This window comes from Paenibacillus durus ATCC 35681 (assembly GCF_000993825.1).
Taxonomy (GTDB): Bacteria; Bacillota; Bacilli; order Paenibacillales; family Paenibacillaceae; genus Paenibacillus_AQ; species Paenibacillus_AQ durus_B.
Map to the genome: position 1 here is coordinate 731182 of NZ_CP011114.1, position 18529 is coordinate 749710.

Annotated in this window: 19 protein-coding genes; 13 read left to right on the forward strand and 6 right to left on the reverse strand. The window is 53.5% G+C overall.

The window, feature by feature from the left end; genetic code table 11:
• Positions 1-36: 36 nt before the first annotated feature.
• Both VK70_RS03295 and VK70_RS03300 read right to left on the reverse strand, forming a co-directional pair.
• Positions 37-1722 carry a methyl-accepting chemotaxis protein gene (locus VK70_RS03295; RefSeq protein ID WP_025697885.1) on the reverse strand — a complete coding sequence of 562 codons (1686 nt, stop codon included), beginning with the start codon at positions 1720-1722 and terminating at the stop codon, positions 37-39.
• A 507-nt stretch (positions 1723-2229) separates the two neighbouring features.
• Positions 2230-3321, reverse strand: a complete 1092-nt coding sequence (locus tag VK70_RS03300) for a M24 family metallopeptidase (RefSeq protein WP_046722792.1) — start codon at positions 3319-3321, stop codon at positions 2230-2232.
• A gap of 191 nt (positions 3322-3512) precedes the next feature.
• On the opposite strand from VK70_RS03300, the gene VK70_RS03305 reads away from it, so the two are divergent.
• Positions 3513-4016, forward strand: coding sequence for a GNAT family N-acetyltransferase (locus tag VK70_RS03305; protein ID WP_025696028.1), 504 nt, complete (start codon positions 3513-3515; stop codon positions 4014-4016).
• A 63-nt stretch (positions 4017-4079) separates the two neighbouring features.
• Here the strand turns inward: VK70_RS03305 and VK70_RS03310 are convergent, their stop codons facing one another.
• Positions 4080-4409, reverse strand: a complete 330-nt coding sequence (locus VK70_RS03310; RefSeq protein WP_025696029.1) for a winged helix-turn-helix transcriptional regulator — start codon at positions 4407-4409, stop codon at positions 4080-4082.
• A gap of 90 nt (positions 4410-4499) precedes the next feature.
• Between VK70_RS03310 and VK70_RS03315 the strand changes: the two genes are divergently transcribed.
• From VK70_RS03315 to VK70_RS03355, 9 genes are all read left to right on the forward strand, one after another.
• Complete coding sequence (locus VK70_RS03315) at positions 4500-4760, forward strand: YqkE family protein (protein WP_025696030.1); 261 nt, start codon at positions 4500-4502, stop codon at positions 4758-4760.
• A gap of 209 nt (positions 4761-4969) precedes the next feature.
• On the forward strand, positions 4970-6148 hold the full coding sequence (locus tag VK70_RS03320) for a polysaccharide deacetylase family protein (RefSeq protein ID WP_025696031.1): 1179 nt from the start codon (positions 4970-4972) through the stop codon (positions 6146-6148).
• Positions 6149-6160: 12 nt separating this feature from the next.
• Positions 6161-6373, forward strand: coding sequence for a hypothetical protein (locus VK70_RS03325; RefSeq protein ID WP_046722796.1), 213 nt, complete (start codon positions 6161-6163; stop codon positions 6371-6373).
• A 90-nt stretch (positions 6374-6463) separates the two neighbouring features.
• The gene (locus VK70_RS03330; RefSeq protein WP_025695600.1) at positions 6464-6970 is read left to right on the forward strand and encodes a metallophosphoesterase family protein; all 507 of its coding nucleotides are present in this window, start codon (positions 6464-6466) and stop codon (positions 6968-6970) included.
• A 6-nt stretch (positions 6971-6976) separates the two neighbouring features.
• A complete protein-coding gene (locus VK70_RS03335) occupies positions 6977-7480 on the forward strand; it encodes a GNAT family N-acetyltransferase (RefSeq protein WP_025695601.1) in 504 nt (167 codons plus the stop codon).
• A 118-nt stretch (positions 7481-7598) separates the two neighbouring features.
• A complete protein-coding gene (locus VK70_RS03340) occupies positions 7599-8063 on the forward strand; it encodes a GNAT family N-acetyltransferase (protein WP_025695602.1) in 465 nt (154 codons plus the stop codon).
• Between the two features lie 66 nt (positions 8064-8129).
• Positions 8130-8840: an HAD family hydrolase gene (locus VK70_RS03345; protein ID WP_025695603.1), complete on the forward strand. Its 711-nt coding sequence runs from the start codon at positions 8130-8132 to the stop codon at positions 8838-8840.
• A 237-nt stretch (positions 8841-9077) separates the two neighbouring features.
• Positions 9078-9575: an RNA polymerase sigma factor gene (locus VK70_RS03350; RefSeq protein WP_025695604.1), complete on the forward strand. Its 498-nt coding sequence runs from the start codon at positions 9078-9080 to the stop codon at positions 9573-9575.
• Complete coding sequence (locus VK70_RS03355; protein ID WP_025695605.1) at positions 9572-10594, forward strand: anti-sigma factor; 1023 nt, start codon at positions 9572-9574, stop codon at positions 10592-10594. Before VK70_RS03350 ends, VK70_RS03355 begins: the two co-directional genes overlap by 4 nt.
• 318 nt (positions 10595-10912) lie before the next feature.
• Here VK70_RS03355 and VK70_RS03360 read toward each other — a convergent pair whose 3' ends face one another.
• The gene (locus VK70_RS03360; protein ID WP_025695606.1) at positions 10913-12004 is read right to left on the reverse strand and encodes an FAD:protein FMN transferase; all 1092 of its coding nucleotides are present in this window, start codon (positions 12002-12004) and stop codon (positions 10913-10915) included.
• Between the two features lie 270 nt (positions 12005-12274).
• Here VK70_RS03360 and VK70_RS03365 point away from each other — a divergent pair, with 270 nt between their 5' ends.
• Together VK70_RS03365 and VK70_RS03370 are read left to right on the forward strand one after the other, a co-directional pair.
• Positions 12275-12955, forward strand: coding sequence for a DUF559 domain-containing protein (locus tag VK70_RS03365; protein ID WP_025695607.1), 681 nt, complete (start codon positions 12275-12277; stop codon positions 12953-12955).
• 292 nt (positions 12956-13247) lie between these two features.
• The gene (locus VK70_RS03370; RefSeq protein WP_025695608.1) at positions 13248-13964 is read left to right on the forward strand and encodes a DsbA family oxidoreductase; all 717 of its coding nucleotides are present in this window, start codon (positions 13248-13250) and stop codon (positions 13962-13964) included.
• A gap of 70 nt (positions 13965-14034) precedes the next feature.
• Here VK70_RS03370 and VK70_RS03375 read toward each other — a convergent pair whose 3' ends face one another.
• Both VK70_RS03375 and dhaS read right to left on the reverse strand, forming a co-directional pair.
• Entirely contained in the window at positions 14035-15615 is a 1581-nt protein-coding gene (locus VK70_RS03375) for an oleate hydratase (protein ID WP_025695609.1), read from the reverse strand.
• A 223-nt stretch (positions 15616-15838) separates the two neighbouring features.
• Entirely contained in the window at positions 15839-16408 is a 570-nt protein-coding gene (dhaS, locus tag VK70_RS03380) for a dihydroxyacetone kinase transcriptional activator DhaS (protein WP_025695610.1), read from the reverse strand.
• A gap of 271 nt (positions 16409-16679) precedes the next feature.
• Between dhaS and recQ the strand changes: the two genes are divergently transcribed.
• Positions 16680-18524: a DNA helicase RecQ gene (gene recQ / locus VK70_RS03385; protein WP_046722798.1), complete on the forward strand. Its 1845-nt coding sequence runs from the start codon at positions 16680-16682 to the stop codon at positions 18522-18524.
• Positions 18525-18529 lie beyond the last annotated feature (5 nt).

The window sequence follows — 18529 nt, forward strand, 5'->3', positions numbered from 1 at the left end:
TCAGGCTGGGTGGAAGCCTGACGGGACCTTTTTGTGTTAAATTTTAAACTTCCTTACCGCTTCCTGCATTTTGAGCGTCTGGCCATGTAAATGCTCCACCGTCTTTGCGTGTCCATCGAGCTGTTCCTGCTGGCTGCGGTAATTGTCGGCCAGGGTCTCGGCGCCCGCCTGCGATTTCTTAGTGATCTGCGCAGTTTCCTCAACCGATGCGGTTACTTCTTCAGTTCCCGCCGAAATTTGCTGGGTGGCTGCGGAAACGGACTGAACGCTTTGGTTGATGCTCTGGATGAGTATGGCAAGGTGGTCGAAGGCGTTGCCGGCTTCCTCAACTTTGCCTACGCCGGACGCAACCTCGGCATTAACCTCATTCATACTGGTCACAGAACGCTGCATTTCTTCCTGCAGGCGCAGAAGGAACTCACGGATTTGCTCGGTGGCTTCTCTGGATTGCTCCGACAGTTTGCGCACTTCTCCGGCGACGACGGCGAAGCCGCGGCCATGCTCGCCCGCCCGCGCCGCTTCAATAGAGGCATTAAGCGACAGCATTTGGATTTGTTTGGTGATCTCCGAGATGCCCTGGACGATATCGCCGATTTTCTGCGACTGCTCGTCCATTTTGCGGAACTGTTCCAGCGATTTCGCGGAAGTCCGTCCAATCTGGCGCATCTGTTCGACAGCGCTTTGAGCCGTATCGTTGCCGCTGACCGCTTCGGAAGAAGCCTCATGGATCTGCTCGGTCACTTCGCCCGCTGCCGAAGCGATATGCTGAATGCCCAAGCTGATTTCTTCCATGGCCCGGGCGTTGTCCGCCGCACTGCTTGCGATTGCCGTGCTGCCTTTACCAATCTCAGAAGCGGATTTCCTGGAGCTTTCCGCCATATCCCGGATGCCGTCCACACGTTCCTTCATTTCGTTGGAATCATCCATAACGGTGTCTGCGGTACTCAGCACCTCGCCGATTAAGTCTTTCAGGCGCAGCGTCATCGTTTGGAAGCTCTCGGCCAACCGGGAAATTTCGTCATGACCTTTAATATCCAATTCTTGAGTAAAATCACCCTCGGCCAATTGGTTGCTGTATGCCGCAAGCCGGGTGATCGGACGGGTAATTCGCCGGCTCATGAGCATAGCCGCGCCCATGCTGATGATCAACGCCAGCAGCGTAATACCGGCGCTGGTCCACAGTGTACTCGTTATCTTATCCCTGACGAATGTCATATCCGCGCTGACGCCGACCACAAGGGCGCTTCCCGGAATGCCAACGTAAGCCGTCTTATGTACGCCATGACTGTCGGAATATATTTCGCTGATACCGCTCTTTCCCTTGGAGGCCTGCTCCAAAGCCGGTGTCACCTGAATTTCTTCCTTCCGTTTAAGCGCCGAAGCATGATCCGCACTCAGGACGACAGCTTTTCCATCTTTGTATTCTGCTAGAAAAATCGTCTCTACATTATGCTGGGTCCGTTTATCCCTTAAATAATATTCCACATTCGTCGCCGCCTGATCATTGGTGCGGGCCTGCATGGCATTGGTTGAGTTGAGCTGTTTGTAAACATCCTGCGATGCGGAGCCGAGAAGCTTGTCGATCTGCGGGACAACGTAGCTGTTAATGGTGTTGATGGAGATAAAGTAAAAGCTGATACTAAGCGTAAGCGAAGTGAACAAGAGGGCAGCGAACAATAACAACATAAATCTCCGGCCAATGGAATGCCTGATCCGAAACATGCGGTTCTCTCCTTTTTAAAAATGAAAAATGTACAAGCTATGATTCCATGATCCCCGTCATGCTGTTGATAAACGAAAAACGGCTTTTGTTGAGCCGGTATTCGTTTCTGCAATCAGTTGGGTAGGCCAGCGTCTGTTCTTGACAGCTAGGTCTATTATCCTGTCGTTCAACCCGGAATAAAGACATGGGGGGCGTGCATGAATACTATTTTATAAAATTAACCGTCGGTTGAATAGGGAGAAATGGCCTATGTAAGGTATAATTTTCTGTACTTCAATGATTTTTGCAGAATATTTCACCGATTTTTCTTTTTTTCAAGGGACGCACATATTACTTTTATAAAAAAAGAGAGCCGCGCATGATTATGACACGCTGGCTCTCTTTATTGGTTAGCAGTAAGGCAGGTTATCCCTGCCTTGAGGTGACATTATGCGTACGGACAGGCGAAGAACGGGTGCCCGGTTGACTGGAGAAGGCTCCCGTCCCTGCTGCCGCGCTGCCGGAAATCACAGCTCCAGCACAGTCCAGCCTTTAGGGAATTGGGTCAGCGTCCGGGCGCCGCCCTCCGTGACGAGCACCTCGTCTTCGATCCGCACGCCGCCGAGTCCCGGCACGTAAATCCCGGGTTCCACCGTAAAGACATTGCCGCTTTCCATGATGTCCCCGTTAAGGCCGTGCAGGGAAGGATATTCGTGAGTGTCCATGCCAAGGCCGTGGCCTACGCGGTGAACGAAATAAGACCCGTACCCCGCTTCTTCGATAACGGCGCGCGCGGCCTGGTCGACCGAGCCGTAGGAGGCCCCGGCTTTGGCGGCGGCAATGCCGGCTTCGTTGGCGGCCAGCACGGTATCGTAGATGCGGACCAGTTCACTGTCCGCCTGCCCTACGGCGAAGGTACGGGTAATGTCTGAAGCATAGCCGTCCGCGAATACGCCGAGATCGAACATCAGCAGGTCGCCGGGTGCGATAAGCCGTCTGCCGGGAACGCCATGCGGGAGGGCAGTATTAGGCCCGGACAGCACCATCGTATCGAAGGAGGGCCCGGCGGCGCCGAGCTTTTTCATCAAATACTCCAGCTCCGCAACGAGCTCGATTTCGCTGACCCCCTCCTTCACATGGGCAAGCCCCTGGCGAAGCACTTCTTCCACCAGCTTGGCCGCATGCTCCATGCGCTCGATTTCCCCCGGTGATTTGATGGCGCGCATCCGGCGCAGAAGAGGACCGATGTCGGCGAAGCTGTCCGCAGGCGCGGCTTTCGACAGAAGCTCGAAGCGAGCCACCGAGACATGCTCCTTCTCAATGCCCAGCTTCCCAAGCTTAGATCCGAGATGATTCTTCAGGAGGCTGTAAGGATCGTCCGTATCGCTGTGCGTGACGATCTTAGAGACGGTTGAGGATGCATGTGCAGATTCAGCGTCAAGTGCGGGAACAATAAGCACGGGCTCCTCGCCGCGGCTCAGCAGCAGACCGAGGAACCGCTCATGCGGATTGCTGGCGAAGCCGGTCAAGTAATATACATGCTTGGGATCGGTGATCAGCAGGGCGTCCAGCCCTTCCACAGCCATTTCTCGTTCAAGTCTTTTCAGAGCTTCATTCATTTGTACAATAATCTCCCTTCAATTCACGATAACAAAATGGCAATGAAACCATTATAGAACATACAAGAGGAGGACGCACGGTAGGCTGAACGGTGATGTAGCTTCGTTATGAATTGACTTTCAAGGCGGCTATGGATTAACTTGAAACTAGTGTCAAAATTCGATTCGCGGCTGGATGGAGGAATGAATGGATGAAATGGCAGAAGAGCAGTATTGAAGATGCAACGCTGGAGGATCTGCCGGGCATTGTGGCTATTTACAACTCCACCGTGCCGGGACGGATGGTTACGGCCGACCTTGAACCCGTGAGCGTGGAGGACCGGCTTGGCTGGTTCCATGAGCATGGCAGCGGCCACCGCCCGCTGTGGGTGCTTAGAACAGACGGCGGAATCGCCGCCTGGCTGAGCTTTCAGTCGTTCCATGAAAGGCCGGCCTATAACGGAACGGCGGAAATCAGCATTTATGTAGCCGAAGAATATAGAGGCAGCGGAGCCGGACGCCTGCTTGTGGGCCAAGCACTTGAGGAATGCGGGCGGCTTGGAATAAGCAATCTGGTCGGTTTGGTATTTGGGCATAATGGGCCAAGCCTGGGGCTTCTGGAGAAATTCGGCTTCGAGCGCTGGGGGCTCCTGCCCGGAGTAGCCGATATGGATGGCATACTGCGTGATTTGGTTATCGTTGGCCGCAAGGTTTAGAGCACAACACGCATGAAGGGAAACCGGCTCGGCCGATCTCCCTTCATGCGGCGATCTAATGATCTATGTGGATGAATTGGTTTCGGCCTCAATCCAGTCCCGGGACCAATGCTCCAGATCCCGAATGACCGTTTCCAGCGCTTTTCCTTTGTCGGTCAAGGAATACTGAATCCGTACCGGCGTTTCAGGAAATACTTCCCGGCGCACGATGCCCTCCTGTTCCAAATCCTTCAGCCTCTCGGACAGAAGTCTTCCGCTAAGAGGCAGGGAGGCTTCGATGGCGCCGAATCGCTGCGGTCCTTGAAGCAGCTGGTAAATGATCAGACCGGTCCAGCGCTTTCCGATAATATCCATGCTCTTTTGCAGCCGGGGACACAAGGAAGTCTGCTTCATTTGTCTCACCTCTTGCTTTCATTATAAACGAAAAGACAATGGACTAAAACAAAGATAAACAAAAATAAGCATAACAAGGAGGAAATTGCAATGGCAAAAAAGAAAAAAATGCCAAACGCTCCACGGGTGAGCAAGGAGGATGCTCCGGCAACCTTGAAGGACCTTCTGAGCAGTGAAGTACTGAACAAGCTGAAGGCCCAGGCCGATGAGCTGAAGAACGAGGAGAACGACCGCAAAGAAGCCGAGCGTAAGAAGGCGGAGGAAGCGCGTAAGGCGGAGCAGAAACGGCTGGACAACGATTTTGCCCATCTGCTGGAGAATAGCAGCCAGGACTGGCGGAAATACAAATAAAAGTCAAAAAAAACGATATATGGAATCTTTTTCTATCCGAAAGGAAGACAGCTGTCCGAGACGTTCGGCCGGCTTCTTTTGTCATGTACATATTTCCATTAAATGCTCTGCAAAGATTAAAAAGTTGTTACTTAATGAGGGTCGAAGGCGGAATATGATAAGAATACAAAATAGAAGCGAGACTGTACGATGGTTAGGAGAGTTCTACGTTGAGAAAATTATTCGTTCCTGTATTGGCTGCCGCAATCCTGGCCGGTTTAGCCGCTTTTGTCATTTTCGGACATGAGCCCCGTGAAGTCGAATTCGAGGTTGGCGGGCGGGTGGTGAAATCATCCGGTCCCCTCGAATATTTGCATCATAAGCTGCTGGTTCCGCAAACATTCGCCGAAAGCCTTCTGGGTGTAAAAATCCGCTGGGATCGGCCGGCGCCCTTGCCTAAAGGGGTGTACTATAAAAATAAAGTGGCGGTCTTGATGTACCATCATCTATCCCGGAAACCGCTGCTGCCCTCGATTTTGTCGGTAGACCGGTTCAATGACCAGATGAAGCTGCTGAAACAGGGCGGCTATCATGTAATTACAATGGAACAGTACCGGCGGTTCATGCTTGAGAATGGTAAAATTCCGGACAATGCCGTACTGCTTACCTTCGACGATGGCTATGAGAGCTTCTATAAGCTGGCCTTTCCAATTTTGCGAAAATACGGCTATACGGCGGTGGACTTCGTCATCGTGTCCGATGTCGATAATCCCGGTAAGGGCGGTTTGCCCAAGCTGACCTGGCAGCAGATGCGGGAGATGAAAAAATTCGGTATGGGCTTCTACAATCACACCTATAATCTTCATTTCTATGACGTTGTCGACGCCGAAGGCGGGAAGGAGCCGGCGCTTGTCGCGCAGCGCTACATTGACGACGAGACCCGGAACGAATATAACGAAGAATATTACCGCAGAGTGCAGGGAGATTTGGGACTGGCGGAGAAGCGGCTAAGAGAGGAGCTCGGCAATACCGATTCGGTGCTCGCTTTTCCGTACGGGGCCTATAATGACAAGGTGCTTAATGTTACGTCATCCCTCGGCATCCCTCTGACCTTCACGGTAAAAGAAGGGCTGACCAGCAGAGGAGAATTCAATGCCGGCCGCATTAACGGGGGAAGCAATTTGCGGACTCCCGCGCAAACGATCGACCGGATCAGGCAGTTCGCGCCCCAACGGGAATTGACGGTTAACGGGCGCAGCGTGCTTCTGGCAGGCGTCCAGCCGGAGCTCAGGAATGGAAGGCTGCTGGTTCCCCTTGACGACATTTGCCGGACGCTGCATATTGCGATGGATTACGACAGGCATAACGGCACGGTAAAGCTGACGCTGCCTGGGGGGCATCATGCGTAGCGGCGCGGCGGCGTGACACCCGGAGGATTCGGAGACGGGAGAATAGCAGAATCATCGGTTATTCCGTCCGGTAAAAGCCTATTTGCAGCTGTCGGCCCGCTGAACGTCAGCGGCGCAGTGCGTCCTGTTGGGGCGGCCCGCCGCTTATGCCGGGGCGAAGCGAACAGCCAAGGGGCTGCTTCTGGAGCGGAAGAAGCCGTAGCGGCAGCCGGTATCTTACCTTGAGAGCCCCGAGCCGCTTGAATGGACGAAACCTTTGTCTTCGTCGTACAATAATTTACAATATGAATCCCAATTAAGAGGAGGCGGAGCAAGATGAAAGTGGGAGTCGTTTCGGATACTCATATGACCCGGCCTATGAAGAAACTGCCGAAAGCATTGACAGAGGGGCTGGCGGGAGTCGATCTGATTCTGCATTTGGGCGACTGGGTCGATATGGAAGTCTATGACGAGCTGTCCGCTCTGGCGCCGGTTGACGGAATTGCCGGAAATAACGACGGGCAAGACATTGTGAAGCGATTCGGCGAGCGCAAAATCTTAACGGTTACGGGCGCGCGCATCGGTATGGTTCACGGACATCAGCCCTATACCGGGAGGGGGACGGACGGCAATGCCTTGAGGGCGTTTGCCGGCGAGAACTTGGACTGCATTCTGTTCGGCCATTCCCATCAGCCGCTCATGCGAAGCGAGGACGGCATATTGCTGTTCAATCCGGGTTCGCCGACAGACAAGCGGCGGGAGAAGCTGTATTCGTTCGGACTGCTGGATATTGAGGAAGGGAAAATCGCAGCCCGCCATATTTTTTATGGATCGAAAGGATGAGGCCGCATGGCGATGGAGCTGCGCGAGCTGACGGCTGCTGAAGGCAAGGAGATCTATGAGATGGCCCGCGAAATCGGGGCCGGGGAGAACGGGTTTGTGAATAGTCTCTACATTGCCGGATACTCCAAATTTCTGAGTCTGCTTCCGTTTCTGCGGGATTATTCCGCAGGGATCGGTCTGGCTCCGGGACATGTGCCGCAAACCCTGTATTTTCTGTATGCGGAAGGAAGACCGGTAGGCTATGGCAAGCTGCGCCACTGGCTGACCGACTCTTTGCGCGTCACCGGCGGCCATATCGGATATTGCATTCGGCCCTCCGCGCGGAGAGTGGGCTACGGCACGGCTCTGCTGGCAGGCCTCCTGGACAAAGCGCGTGATCTGGACATCCCCCGGGTACTCCTTACCTGCAACGAAGATAATGAGGGATCGCGGCGGGTCATTGAGAATAACAGGGGGCATTTGGCCGAACTGGACAACCGGTACTGCCGATATTGGATTGAGCTTCCTTAAGTGCCAAAGACTGCACGTTAGGGATAAGTCTAAATAATGCAATAATTTCTCCATGGCAAACCTTTAGTACCAATTTTAAAATGACGGTATAACGGTCTGACAAAGGGGAGCGATAAAAATGAAACGGAATTTTGTGTTGCGGGCGGGTCTTGAGGATCTGGAGAGGATCGTGCCTTTGTTCGACGAGTATCGGATTTTTTACCGGCAGGAATCGGACAGGGCTGGCGCCAGAGCCTTTTTGGAAGAACGGCTCCGCCGGGAGGAATCGGTTATTTTTCTAGCGGTCCATGACGATGGGGAAGGCGGTAAACGCGCTGTCGGCTTTACGCAGCTCTATCCTTCTTTCTCTTCGGTAACGATGCAGCGGCTGTGGATTCTAAATGATCTGTACGTTACGGAAACGGCGCGGGAAAGCGGAGCGGGTGCGCTGCTGATGGAAACGGCCCGGGAATTTGCGAAGGAGACCGGCACAAAGGGGCTGACGTTGACGACCTGGACCGATAACTTTACCGCCCAGCGGCTTTATGAGAAACAAGGCTACGTGAGGGATGACGAATTTTACAGCTATAATCTATTTTTCTAACTATAATATCCGGGGATAACGGTTTCATCCGGTCCTAATCAATAGCGGAAACTAAGGGGCGTTGAAATGGAGAGCAGCGGTAAAAGAGCGATTTTTTTTGATTTGGACGATACGCTTTACGATCATCTTGTCCCGTTCCGGAACGCGGTGAGGGAAGTGATTAAGCCGGACGAGAGCGTGCTGGACGTGCTGCATTTATTCGACCGGGTAAGATATCACAGCGACCAGCTATGGCCGAGGTATCTGCAGGGAGAGTTCTCTCTGGATGAGACGCGGGTGCGGCGGATGGAGATCGCTTTCAGCGAATTCGGGATACACCTCAGCCGGGAGCAGGCGACGCTTGTGCAGGAAGGCTATATCGGCCGCCAGTACAACATTGAGATGATTGACGGCGTTCTCCCGCAGCTGACGCGGCTCATGGAGGAAGGCCATGTGGTCGGCATCATTACCAACGGTCCTGTAGATCATCAGATGAGCAAAATACGCGGGCTCGGCGTGGACAAGCTTATCCCTGCGGATCGGATCTTTATTTCGGATGCTGTCGGCATTGCCAAGCCCAATCCGGAAATCTTCGCTTATGTTAACCGGATTACGGGGACGAAAGCGGAAGACAGCGTGTATGTGGGCGACACTTGGCATAACGATGTGGTTGGCGCGCTGGACGCGGGCTGGAAAATGTACTGGTACAATCCAAGAGGCCGGGAACCCATTGCCGGTCATACGCCGACCTACATTTTCCGGAATTACGAAGAATTCGCAGCACTGCCGATCGTTTAGAGGGCTTCCTGGACTAATGTTTATATTCAAAAAGACGGCGCAAGCCGTTTCTTCTTAATTACTGCCGCACCTGCGTTAAATCCTGGCGGCTATTGGCACTTGCCGACTTCACGTAGATTCTCTCTTGACGGGGGATGCGTGATCCGGCAGGTGTTTTTTTGTATGGTTGCAAAAAAATTGCGCACAGCGACAACATTCCGAGAGTTCGATCGTTATATCACCGAAAGGGGGTGCAGGATGGGGCCCGGGCACCTGGAGCGGCTGCTTCAACCAAAAATGGCGGAAATCTGCCGTTATTTAATCCGATTGGGCGCTGGCGCCGCCGATGCGGAGGACATTGTGCAGGACACGGTTTACAAGGCGTTGCTGTATCTTGAAGCGATTGACGAACGCAAATTCAGCGCTTGGCTGTATAAGGCTGCGATCAACCGCTATTATGATCTGTGCCGAAGGCAAAAGCGGTTTCACTATGACGAAGAACCCGGGGATTATGCGGCTTCGGAAAGTGAGCTGCCGGAAGAGATTCTGCTAAGGCGGGAGCAAAAAGACCTGATCGAACGCGTTCTCGGGAAGCTGAATCCTGTGCACAGACAACTGATATTGATGAAATACGAAATGGAGCTGTCTTATCGGGAGATAGCGTCCCTTCTGGGCATCAGCGAGGGGAAGGTGAAAGCTTCGCTTTACCGCGCAAGGCAGCAATTCCAACATTATTACGGAGGTGAGGGTGAATGACCGCTCCTTGGGAAGAACAGGAGGATCAAGAACTTGCAGCAACAATCAAAAAAGCCAAACGGAGAATTTTGTTGCGTTATCTAGTCATTATCGCCGTATCTCTAGCTGCCAGCCTGATTGTGATCTTCGCCATCTTGCTTGGCGTCTTTAAGTTGACCAGCCACGAGTCAAACAAGCGATCGGCGGACGAATGGTGGTATATATCGATCAGCAAGCCGAACGAGTATGTATCGGGGCACAAAGATCAAAGTGGATTCCTGGCGGGTGTTCTGGAGCTGGATACGTATAAAATTGTGGAGGGCGTGCCCATACCTTGGAATGAGTATTGGAGCAATTATCAGGTAACAAACTTCCCGAATTTTAGTGGGACCTACGGAGGAACCGGAGGCCTGACCGTGACCGATCCGCAGATGAAAGAGCAGGGGTACGAGTACTACCGGCAGTACAACATTTTCAATGGGCAGAGGGAGCTGGCGTTCTTTGTGCCGGGCGTGAATTATAACGGCAAGCTGCTGAACGATCTTCCGGCGCTGAAGCAGATGGAGTCCGGGAAACTGGTGGAAATGGCGCTGTCCTTCGACAAGGATTATTCCTTTGCCGAGGTGAAGGCGATGCTGCCTGCGGGAGTCCGGCCGGTATGGTACTGGGTCGATACGTACGATGACCGGACGAACTTTCATTTCAAGCCTTATAAGGACGGAAACGGAAAGCTAGACTATCCAATACCCTTTTGGCCGTCTTTCGGGGTGTACGGTTTTGGAATCAGACCGGACTACGATAAGGCAGAGCCGGGAGATTTTATTCAGAAATTGAAGGGAGGCCTTCAGCCGAAAGGCAAATACTACAGCGAATACGAGCGAATCTACAATTATCTGAAAAAAGATAAAGCGGAACCGGACGCGGGCGATATCCGGCTCTTGGGAGTTGTCGTCACCGGCACGGCCAAGGGCCTGCAAAGCCTGAACGGGCAGCCCTATGTCCGAGCCGCCGTACTCGGCGCCGTCGTGGATAGATATTAGACTTGGTTCAGGAAGCTATTCTCCGAGTTCATTACGGTGATTCAATCGGCATGAAATGACGGGAGCGTGCAGAAAGGTCAAGCCGGAGTGCGGTTACGGCACCTGTGTTCCGGCAGGAATAAACACGGATGGATCGGTATTGCGTTCCGGTTTATTCGAATGAAAGTCGGAGCTAAGCCGGGGATTGAGCGGCGGCAGACGTTCATAGACGGCATACAAGAAAAGGGAGACCGGAACAGAAATCCAGTCTCCCTTTCTATGCAAATCGCGAACGCTGCGGCGCTGGCTGAGCCGGTAAACGAACAGCCGCCGCTTTCATCAATTCCCGAAGCTGTACGTCGGGTCCGTCAGCACAAGCCTTTCCCGGATACCTGGGGTTGCGTAAATTTTGTTATCGTCGGTAATAAAGAATGCCTCGACCTTTTCCGGCAGCGACTCCAGATATTTCAGCCCCTCTTCATATCCCATCAGGAATACGCCGGTGGACAGGGCGTCAGCATCGGTCGCGTTCGGACTCATGATCGTCACGCTCTTGAGCCCGTTCTGCGAGGGATAGCCCGTTCTCGGGTCAAGGATATGATGATACCGCACGCCGTCCTGGATGAAAAACCGTTCATAAACGCCGGACGCGTCTATAACTTCATTGCTGATCTTAATCGTTCCGAGCTGGGTGCCCCGGCTCTTGTCGGGGTCCTGCAGCCCGATGTTCCACTGTGCGCCGCTGGGCTTGGTTCCAAGGCCAATAATGCTGCTTCCGCCAAGGTTGATCATCGCGCTGTCCAGACCCTGCGATTTCAGATAATCGGCGATCCGGTCTGCGGCATAGCCTTTGCCGATGCCCCCGAGATCGAGCACCATTCCTTCTTTGGCGAGCTTGACCGTCTTGGCCTGCTCGTCGATAATGATATCCTTGTAATTGGTCAGGCTCTTCGCCTTGTCAATCTCGGCCTGCTGAGGAACCTTCTCTCCGCCATTGCCGATATTCCACAGGTCTACCAGCGGGCCGATCGTCGGATCGAACAGGCCGTTCATCTCCTCGGCATATTTGATGGACTGCTTTATGGCATCCAGCGTCTCGTCCGATACCGCAACCGCATTCTTACCGGCTTGGAGGTTGACGTTGTAGATTTCGCCGCCTTCCTTCGTCCTGCTGAATTCTATATCCATCCGTTCCAGCAGCTGCTGGATATCGTCCATATTTTTCTGGGATACCTTATCGCCAAAAATCTTAATGCTAACTACCGTATCGTAAATATAAAACTGCTGCGACAGCGACTTCGTTTCCGGCGTCTGGGCGGTATTGGATTGATCGTCTCCCTTATTGCCCATAAACAGCCATACTCCCGCGGCAGCGGCGATAATAATGATAAGTGTGGCGAGGAGCAGCGCCGTTTTTCTGTTCTTGAACATATTCCACCATCCATAAAGTAGATTCTTGGTCACATCATTTCTATCATAACTCAGATGGGACACGGCGGGGTATCATTTTTCATGACAATTCATGCTTCTGTTTAAATTTCTGTCAATAATAGTATGTAAGTAATTGTCTGCCGATAATCAGGCTGTAATGGCGAAATGATTCATTTTAAGTTAAACTGCAAAGTAGGAGACGAAGAACGTCCCGATCCATTCCAGCGAATGGGCCGGGGCGTTTTTGTTATTTTAGAGGAGATGATCTGTATGAATGTTGAGGAAGCGCATGCGGCATTTATCGAATACCATTTGGGCAGCAGAACAGGAGAACGAAAAGGCCGTCTGGAGCGGGACCATAGGGACGCCGAAAAGTTGTTTTGCTGCAACATATGGTGGCCGCTACAAGGAAATTTCAATCATTTGCATCCGGAATACGAAGTTTTGGATTGGCGCGGGCTATCCTATTTCTGTGATTTTGCCTGGATCACGCCCTTTGCAAGACTCATTATCGAAATCAAAGGTTTCGGCCCGCACGTGACGGATATGGATAGAAAAAAATATTGCAACGAGCTGAACCGGGAAACTTTTTTAGCGGCTATGGGTTTCCAGGTTATTTCTTTTGCCTACGATGATGTCGCTCATCATCCTGAACGGACCATCACGCTTCTGCGTATGGTGCTCAGCCGCTTTCAGCCGCAGTCTTCTCCGGTTGACCTGCACAGTGTGGCGGAACGGGAAATCATCCGTCTGGCCTGTAAGCTTGCCCGCCCCCTTCGGCCCATCGATGTGGAGACTCATTTAAGCATCAACCATCGCACAGCCGTTCGAATGCTGCAAGCACTCTGCGGGAAAGGATGGTTTACTGCTGCAACAGGAGCGACGGGCAAACATGTTGTGCGGTACGAGCTGCAGCGGGGCGCGATGAACCAAATGATGCAGAAAACCTGAAATTCTACATCTTTTGCCGGCCTTGGAACTTCACTGAAGTGCATGCCTGCCAAAATACAGTTTTTTGCCCGTTCAACCTTAAATGCAGGCGGGGAAATCTGAAATTCCTGCACCAAAGTAGGTATTTCTTGTTACACCGGACTATTGCTCGAAAAAACCTGCACTTTCGCAGGCTTGCCAGATGCCATCAACTAAAAAACAAAATCAATTTGACTTCGGTTCCCTTGATGTTAATTTTACTATATAATTGTAATTGAGTATTAAAAAATCAGCAGTCAATGGAGGTCTTCCAATGAAAATAGAGGTATGGTCCGATTACGTCTGCCCTTTCTGCTATATAGGGAAAAGACGGCTTGAGCATGCGCTGAGCCAGTTTCCGGAACGTGACAAGGTGGAAGTCGAATATCACAGCTTTCAGCTTGACCCGGAGGCCGCTCCGACCAGCAGAAGCATACATGAACTGCTCGCCGCGAAATACGGCATCACCGTGGAGCAGGCCCAGACGATGAACGCGCAGGTTGCCGATCAGGCGCTGGGTGTCGGTCTCGACTTCCGGTTCGACACCATGGTTCACGCCAATACTTATGACAGCCACCGGCTGGCGCATTATGCCAAGACAAAGGGGCTTGAGGCAGAGCTTACCGAACGCCTGCTGCATGGCTATTTCACGGACGGCCTGAATTTAGGCGACCGAGAAACGCTGGCGTCGCTCGCGGCTGCGGCTGGATTGGACAAGGAAGAAGCGGTGACGGTACTGAATTCGAACGCTTACGAAGGTGAAGTGAAGGCGGACATCGCGGCCGCGCAGCGGCTTGGCATTACCGGCGTTCCGTTCTTTGTGTTTAACGGCAAGTACGCCATTTCGGGAGCCCAGCCGGGACCGGTATTCTCCGAGGTGCTGGATCAGGTGTGGAGTGAGGAGAAGGAGGAGCCTGCGCTCCGGGTGATCGGCGGCTCTGCTGAAGCATCCGGCAGCGACGGCTGTGCGGACGGTTCCTGCAGCGTGTAACTCAGCGGGCCGCGAACGCGAATAAGTGGAAGGGGAGAAGCGGCGTGCGCCTCCCCTTTTTGCCAAACCCTTACCGGAACGAAGTAACCAAGCTCGCAAGCAGTGTTCTAACGTCGTACTGGTAATGATTGATCGGAGTGATCGGCTTGTTCACCCCAAGCAGCGTATAGACAGCGATTCTTGCCGTCCGGACCGAGTATTCCTCGGTGAATACGACGTCGTCCGGAATTTCGCAGAACTGGCCGATGAACGCCAGGTTGGTTGAGCCGTCCGGCACGACCTTTGGCCGATCGCCGATGGCTCTAGGCATGAACTGGGCGGTGATGAACGGCATCATGCACGGAATACAGTTCGCCGTCGCCATAATGGCCTCCTTGTGCTCCTCGAAATGCAGATGCCCAATCAGCTCGGTCATGATTTCTTCCCCGGTACAGTCGGACATTTTCTTCTTCACGAAATCGCCTTCCTTGTCGGGATACAGGCCATAGCCCCAGAAGACCCGGACATGCTCCGGCTGATTCCGGAAATGCGGCTGGTACGCGAGTACGATTGACATCAGCCAGCTCGAATCCTTGAACGTGACCAGGGCGCCGGTGCCCGGGCGGTTGCGCGAGAATTGTTCCATCAGATCGAAGAAGATGCTATCGCTGAACGTCACCGTGAACGATTCCCATTTGGAGCCGTCGATATGGTCGTCGAAGGAAGAGGGGTTGCCGAGCCCGGGCTTCTTCGCGGCGATCCGTTCCCACAGTTTCCAGGAGCTTCCTTTCTCATTCAGGCGCGGATCGGAGGTCATCGAGCCAAGGCTGGAGCTTTCCGTCATCGATCCGTTCGTGATAATGACCAGATCTTCTTCTTTTACGGCAAGTTGCTCTTCAGCTCCGTCACGGACGACATGCAAGCCCGTTACGGTAATGCCGTCGCCTTCCTTGAAATCCAGATCGGTCACGGTGCATCTCAGCGTGAAATCGACGCCATGGTCTTCCAAATATTTTTTCATCGGCAAAATAATCGAATCATACTGGTTGTACGGGGTGCGGGTTACGCCCTCCAGGGTCTGGATTCTCGGGAATTCATGCATGAACCGGATCATGTACCGCTTCAGTTCGACCGCGCTGTGCCAGGGCTGGAACGCGAACGTCGTCGCCCACATGTACCAGAAATTCGTCGTGAAAAAATGCGGGCCGAACCAGTCGCTGATCCGCGCCTTGCCCATTTGTTCCTCGGGCGTAATGATCAGCTTCCCCATAGCGAGCCGGTCGGCCATATCAAAGCCCATCGACAGCACGTCAACCACTTCACCGCTTGCGTTCACCAGTCTGGCATTGGAATGCGTCGGATTCGCATTGTCGAATGCAATAATCTCTTCCCGCACCGACTTTCCGGGATGGTCGAGCGAGGGAATCGACATCAGGAGATCCCACAAATTCTCGTATGTCTCGTCATTCAGCATCCGTCCGCCGCGGATGACATAGCCGTGCTCTTCGCTGCCTGCGCCGTCGTTGCTGCCGCCTAGAATGCTCATTTCCTCGATAATATGAATGCCGCTTCCCGGGAAGCCGCAGTCTCTGATGAGAAAAGCGGCGCCAGCCAAGGACGCGATACCTCCGCCGACAAAATAAACCTGCTTGTTTTCGTATTCCTGTATCACAGACAGTCGCCTCCACATGAATATTGAATACTTCCGTGCACCGCCCGCAAAAGCGTGGAAACTTGCTCGCCGGGCACATGTTCAATGTAATCCATGTCCGCTGCGCGCGGTATCGTCAATCCCCGCCGAGTGTATAAAAATTGGTCACTTGAGCGGAAATGTAGAGTTTTCCGACAAAATTCCCGGAGGTTCGCCCATTCAAACAGCCATCCCGGCCCGGAGGCTAAGACGGCTGTTTCTCGTATTTATGCAGAGCTCTCATAAAATGTCCTTCAAGGAGTACGCTCAGCCGTTCAATCATCAGCTTAGGGCTTTCCTTCATGCCGTCTCTCATCCATTGGATAAGCAGGCCGGTAAACGCCAGCGTATAGAAATTGGCGATAAATTGCTTGTCATCCTCGTTCACCTGCATACCCACCGCCAATTCATTAATTACGCCCATAATAAGATCATTCGTAACGGAGTAAAGGTAGGCGTCCAGATGGTTCCGCCCAAGCGATTCCAGCGTATTGAGACAGAACGCGCGGTTGTTCTCAATATACAGAAATATTTTATAAAATCCGTCCGTCCATGTACTGTAGCCCCTGTAATCGGCAATCCCGTCGACAGCCTCTTTCTGGTAGATCCAGCCCAGCAGCTCGAAAATATCGTGAAAATGGTAGTAAAACGTCTGACGGTTCAGCCCGCAATCGTCCACCAGCTGTTTTACGGAGATTTTATTCAGTGGGGTATGTTCCATCCGTTTTTTGAGACAATGGGCTAACGCTTTTTTGGTCAGTAGGGAATTGGACATCTTTGTCACCTCTTCCTCATCTTAACTTTCGAGCGTTCAAAAATAAATAGACAAGCTTCATTTGTTCAAATATAAGAAAGTATAAGCTTCGCGCTTATCATTTGCCTTATATTTCTACGAGAAACGATACCTAAAAGCGATACTCGTATCGCTACTTCGGAAGCTTAAGCTGCTAACAGGACGGCGCAGCCGTTTCTTCTTGCGCATGGTTGCCCCTTTGCCGCAAAGTCCGGTAAACTAAAGAAAGACAGTGTTTAAGGAGTTTTGAACTATGAATCCGCGAGAGCTTACGATGGAATATGCGCAGGAAATGCTGCAAAAATATTACGGCTACCCCGATTTCCGGGAGGGCCAGAAAAAAATCGTCGCGAGTCTCCTAGAGGGCCGCGACACGCTCGGTATTATGCCGACCGGCGGCGGCAAATCGATCTGCTATCAGGTGCCGGCGCTGCTGCTTCCGGGCCTGACGCTCGTCGTGTCGCCGCTGATCTCTCTAATGAAGGATCAGGTCGACGCGCTAACGGCGGCGGGCATTCCCGCCGCTTACATCAACAGCACCTTAACCGGCAAAGAGGTGAACGAGCGCATCCGCGCCGCCCGCCGGGGCGAGCTGAAGCTGCTCTATGTCGCGCCCGAGCGGCTGGAGCTGGACTGGTTCCGCCTGGAAATGGCGGAATTGTCCATATCCTGCGTCGCGGTGGACGAGGCGCACTGCGTCTCGCAGTGGGGGCATGATTTCCGCACCAGCTACCTGGCGGTATCGCCGTTTGTGGAGGAGCTTCCGCAGCGGCCGATTCTGGCGGCCTTCACGGCGACGGCGACGCCCGAGGTCATGGAGGATATGCTCCGGCTGCTGCGTCTGCGGGGTCCGGGCGTCTTCGTGACCGGCCTTGGCCGTGACAATCTAGCGATGTCGGTGCTGCGGGGCGAGAACAAGAAGGAGTTCGTGCTGGATTATGCCGCTTCGCATGCCCACCAGCCGGGGATCGTGTACGCGGCTACCCGCAAGGACGTCGACGACCTGTACCAGCGTCTGCGGAATGCCGGATTCGCGGCAGGCCGCTACCATGCCGGCATGAGCGACGAGGAGCGGGCGGAGAGCCAGGAGGCGTTCCTGTATGACGATATCCGCGTGATGGTCGCGACCAACGCCTTCGGCATGGGGATCGACAAGTCGAATGTGCGCTATGTCATCCATTACAATATGCCGAAGAATATGGAGGCTTATGTCCAGGAAGCGGGCCGCGCGGGGCGCGACGGCGAGCCGAGCCAGTGCATCCTGCTGTTCAGCGCGCAGGATATCATGACGCAAAAGTTCCTGATTGAGCAAAATCCTCAGGACTCGGATCGCAAACAGAATGATTACCGCAAGCTCCAGCAGATGATCGATTACTGCTATACAACAAGGTGCCTGCGAAGCGCCATGCTGGACTACTTTGGCGAAGCTCACGGGGACAAGCCGTGCGGCATTTGCAGCTCTTGCACGGACGAGCGCGAGCTCGTTGACATGACCATCGACGCGCAGAAGATCTTCTCCTGCATCCACCGGATGCGCGAGCGCTTCGGCGTGGCGCTGGTGTCGTCCGTGCTGAAGGGCTCGCGCAGCCAGAAGGTGCTGCAGTACGGCTTCGACAAGCTACCGACCCATGGCGCTATGTCCGGCCGTACCGAGAAAGAAATTACGGAAATCGTCAATGTGCTGATTTCCGAAGGTTATCTGGCCTTGTCCGAAGGCCAGTACCCGGTTGTGCGGCTCCAGCAGTCGGCCGCCGAGGTGCTGCGCGGGCAGCGGCAGGTGCTGCAGCGCGTCGTCCGGCCGTCCAGGTCGGCTGCGGGCGGCAGAGACCGCAGCCGCAGCCGCGACCTCTCGCCGTCGGCCGTCAACGAGACGGTGTTCGAGCAGCTGCGCCTGATCCGCCGCGAGCTGGCGGGCCGGGAGCATGTGCCGTCTTATATTATTTTCAACGACGCGACGCTGCGGGAGATGAGCGTGGTCTGCCCGCAGACGGAAGAAGAAATGATGAAGGTAAAGGGCGTCGGGGAAGTGAAATACCGGAAGTATGGAAAGGAATTTCTGGATTTTTTTCAAAGCGAATTGTATTCCAATGAATCGTAAAGGGG

What these genes read in the sequence shown, in the direction of transcription:
- VK70_RS03295 (WP_025697885.1), bottom strand. Translation starts at nt 1,722, where the DNA reads ATGTTTCGGATCAGGCATTCCATTGGCCGGAGATTTATGTTGTTATTG.
- VK70_RS03300 (WP_046722792.1), bottom strand. Translation starts at nt 3,321, where the DNA reads ATGAATGAAGCTCTGAAAAGACTTGAACGAGAAATGGCTGTGGAAGGG.
- VK70_RS03305 (WP_025696028.1), top strand. Translation starts at nt 3,513, where the DNA reads ATGAAATGGCAGAAGAGCAGTATTGAAGATGCAACGCTGGAGGATCTG.
- VK70_RS03310 (WP_025696029.1), bottom strand. Translation starts at nt 4,409, where the DNA reads ATGAAGCAGACTTCCTTGTGTCCCCGGCTGCAAAAGAGCATGGATATT.
- VK70_RS03315 (WP_025696030.1), top strand. Translation starts at nt 4,500, where the DNA reads ATGGCAAAAAAGAAAAAAATGCCAAACGCTCCACGGGTGAGCAAGGAG.
- VK70_RS03330 (WP_025695600.1), top strand. Translation starts at nt 6,464, where the DNA reads ATGAAAGTGGGAGTCGTTTCGGATACTCATATGACCCGGCCTATGAAG.
- VK70_RS03335 (WP_025695601.1), top strand. Translation starts at nt 6,977, where the DNA reads ATGGCGATGGAGCTGCGCGAGCTGACGGCTGCTGAAGGCAAGGAGATC.
- VK70_RS03340 (WP_025695602.1), top strand. Translation starts at nt 7,599, where the DNA reads ATGAAACGGAATTTTGTGTTGCGGGCGGGTCTTGAGGATCTGGAGAGG.
- VK70_RS03345 (WP_025695603.1), top strand. Translation starts at nt 8,130, where the DNA reads ATGGAGAGCAGCGGTAAAAGAGCGATTTTTTTTGATTTGGACGATACG.
- VK70_RS03350 (WP_025695604.1), top strand. Translation starts at nt 9,078, where the DNA reads ATGGGGCCCGGGCACCTGGAGCGGCTGCTTCAACCAAAAATGGCGGAA.
- VK70_RS03355 (WP_025695605.1), top strand. Translation starts at nt 9,572, where the DNA reads ATGACCGCTCCTTGGGAAGAACAGGAGGATCAAGAACTTGCAGCAACA.
- VK70_RS03360 (WP_025695606.1), bottom strand. Translation starts at nt 12,004, where the DNA reads ATGTTCAAGAACAGAAAAACGGCGCTGCTCCTCGCCACACTTATCATT.
- VK70_RS03365 (WP_025695607.1), top strand. Translation starts at nt 12,275, where the DNA reads ATGAATGTTGAGGAAGCGCATGCGGCATTTATCGAATACCATTTGGGC.
- VK70_RS03370 (WP_025695608.1), top strand. Translation starts at nt 13,248, where the DNA reads ATGAAAATAGAGGTATGGTCCGATTACGTCTGCCCTTTCTGCTATATA.
- dhaS (WP_025695610.1), bottom strand. Translation starts at nt 16,408, where the DNA reads ATGTCCAATTCCCTACTGACCAAAAAAGCGTTAGCCCATTGTCTCAAA.
- recQ (WP_046722798.1), top strand. Translation starts at nt 16,680, where the DNA reads ATGAATCCGCGAGAGCTTACGATGGAATATGCGCAGGAAATGCTGCAA.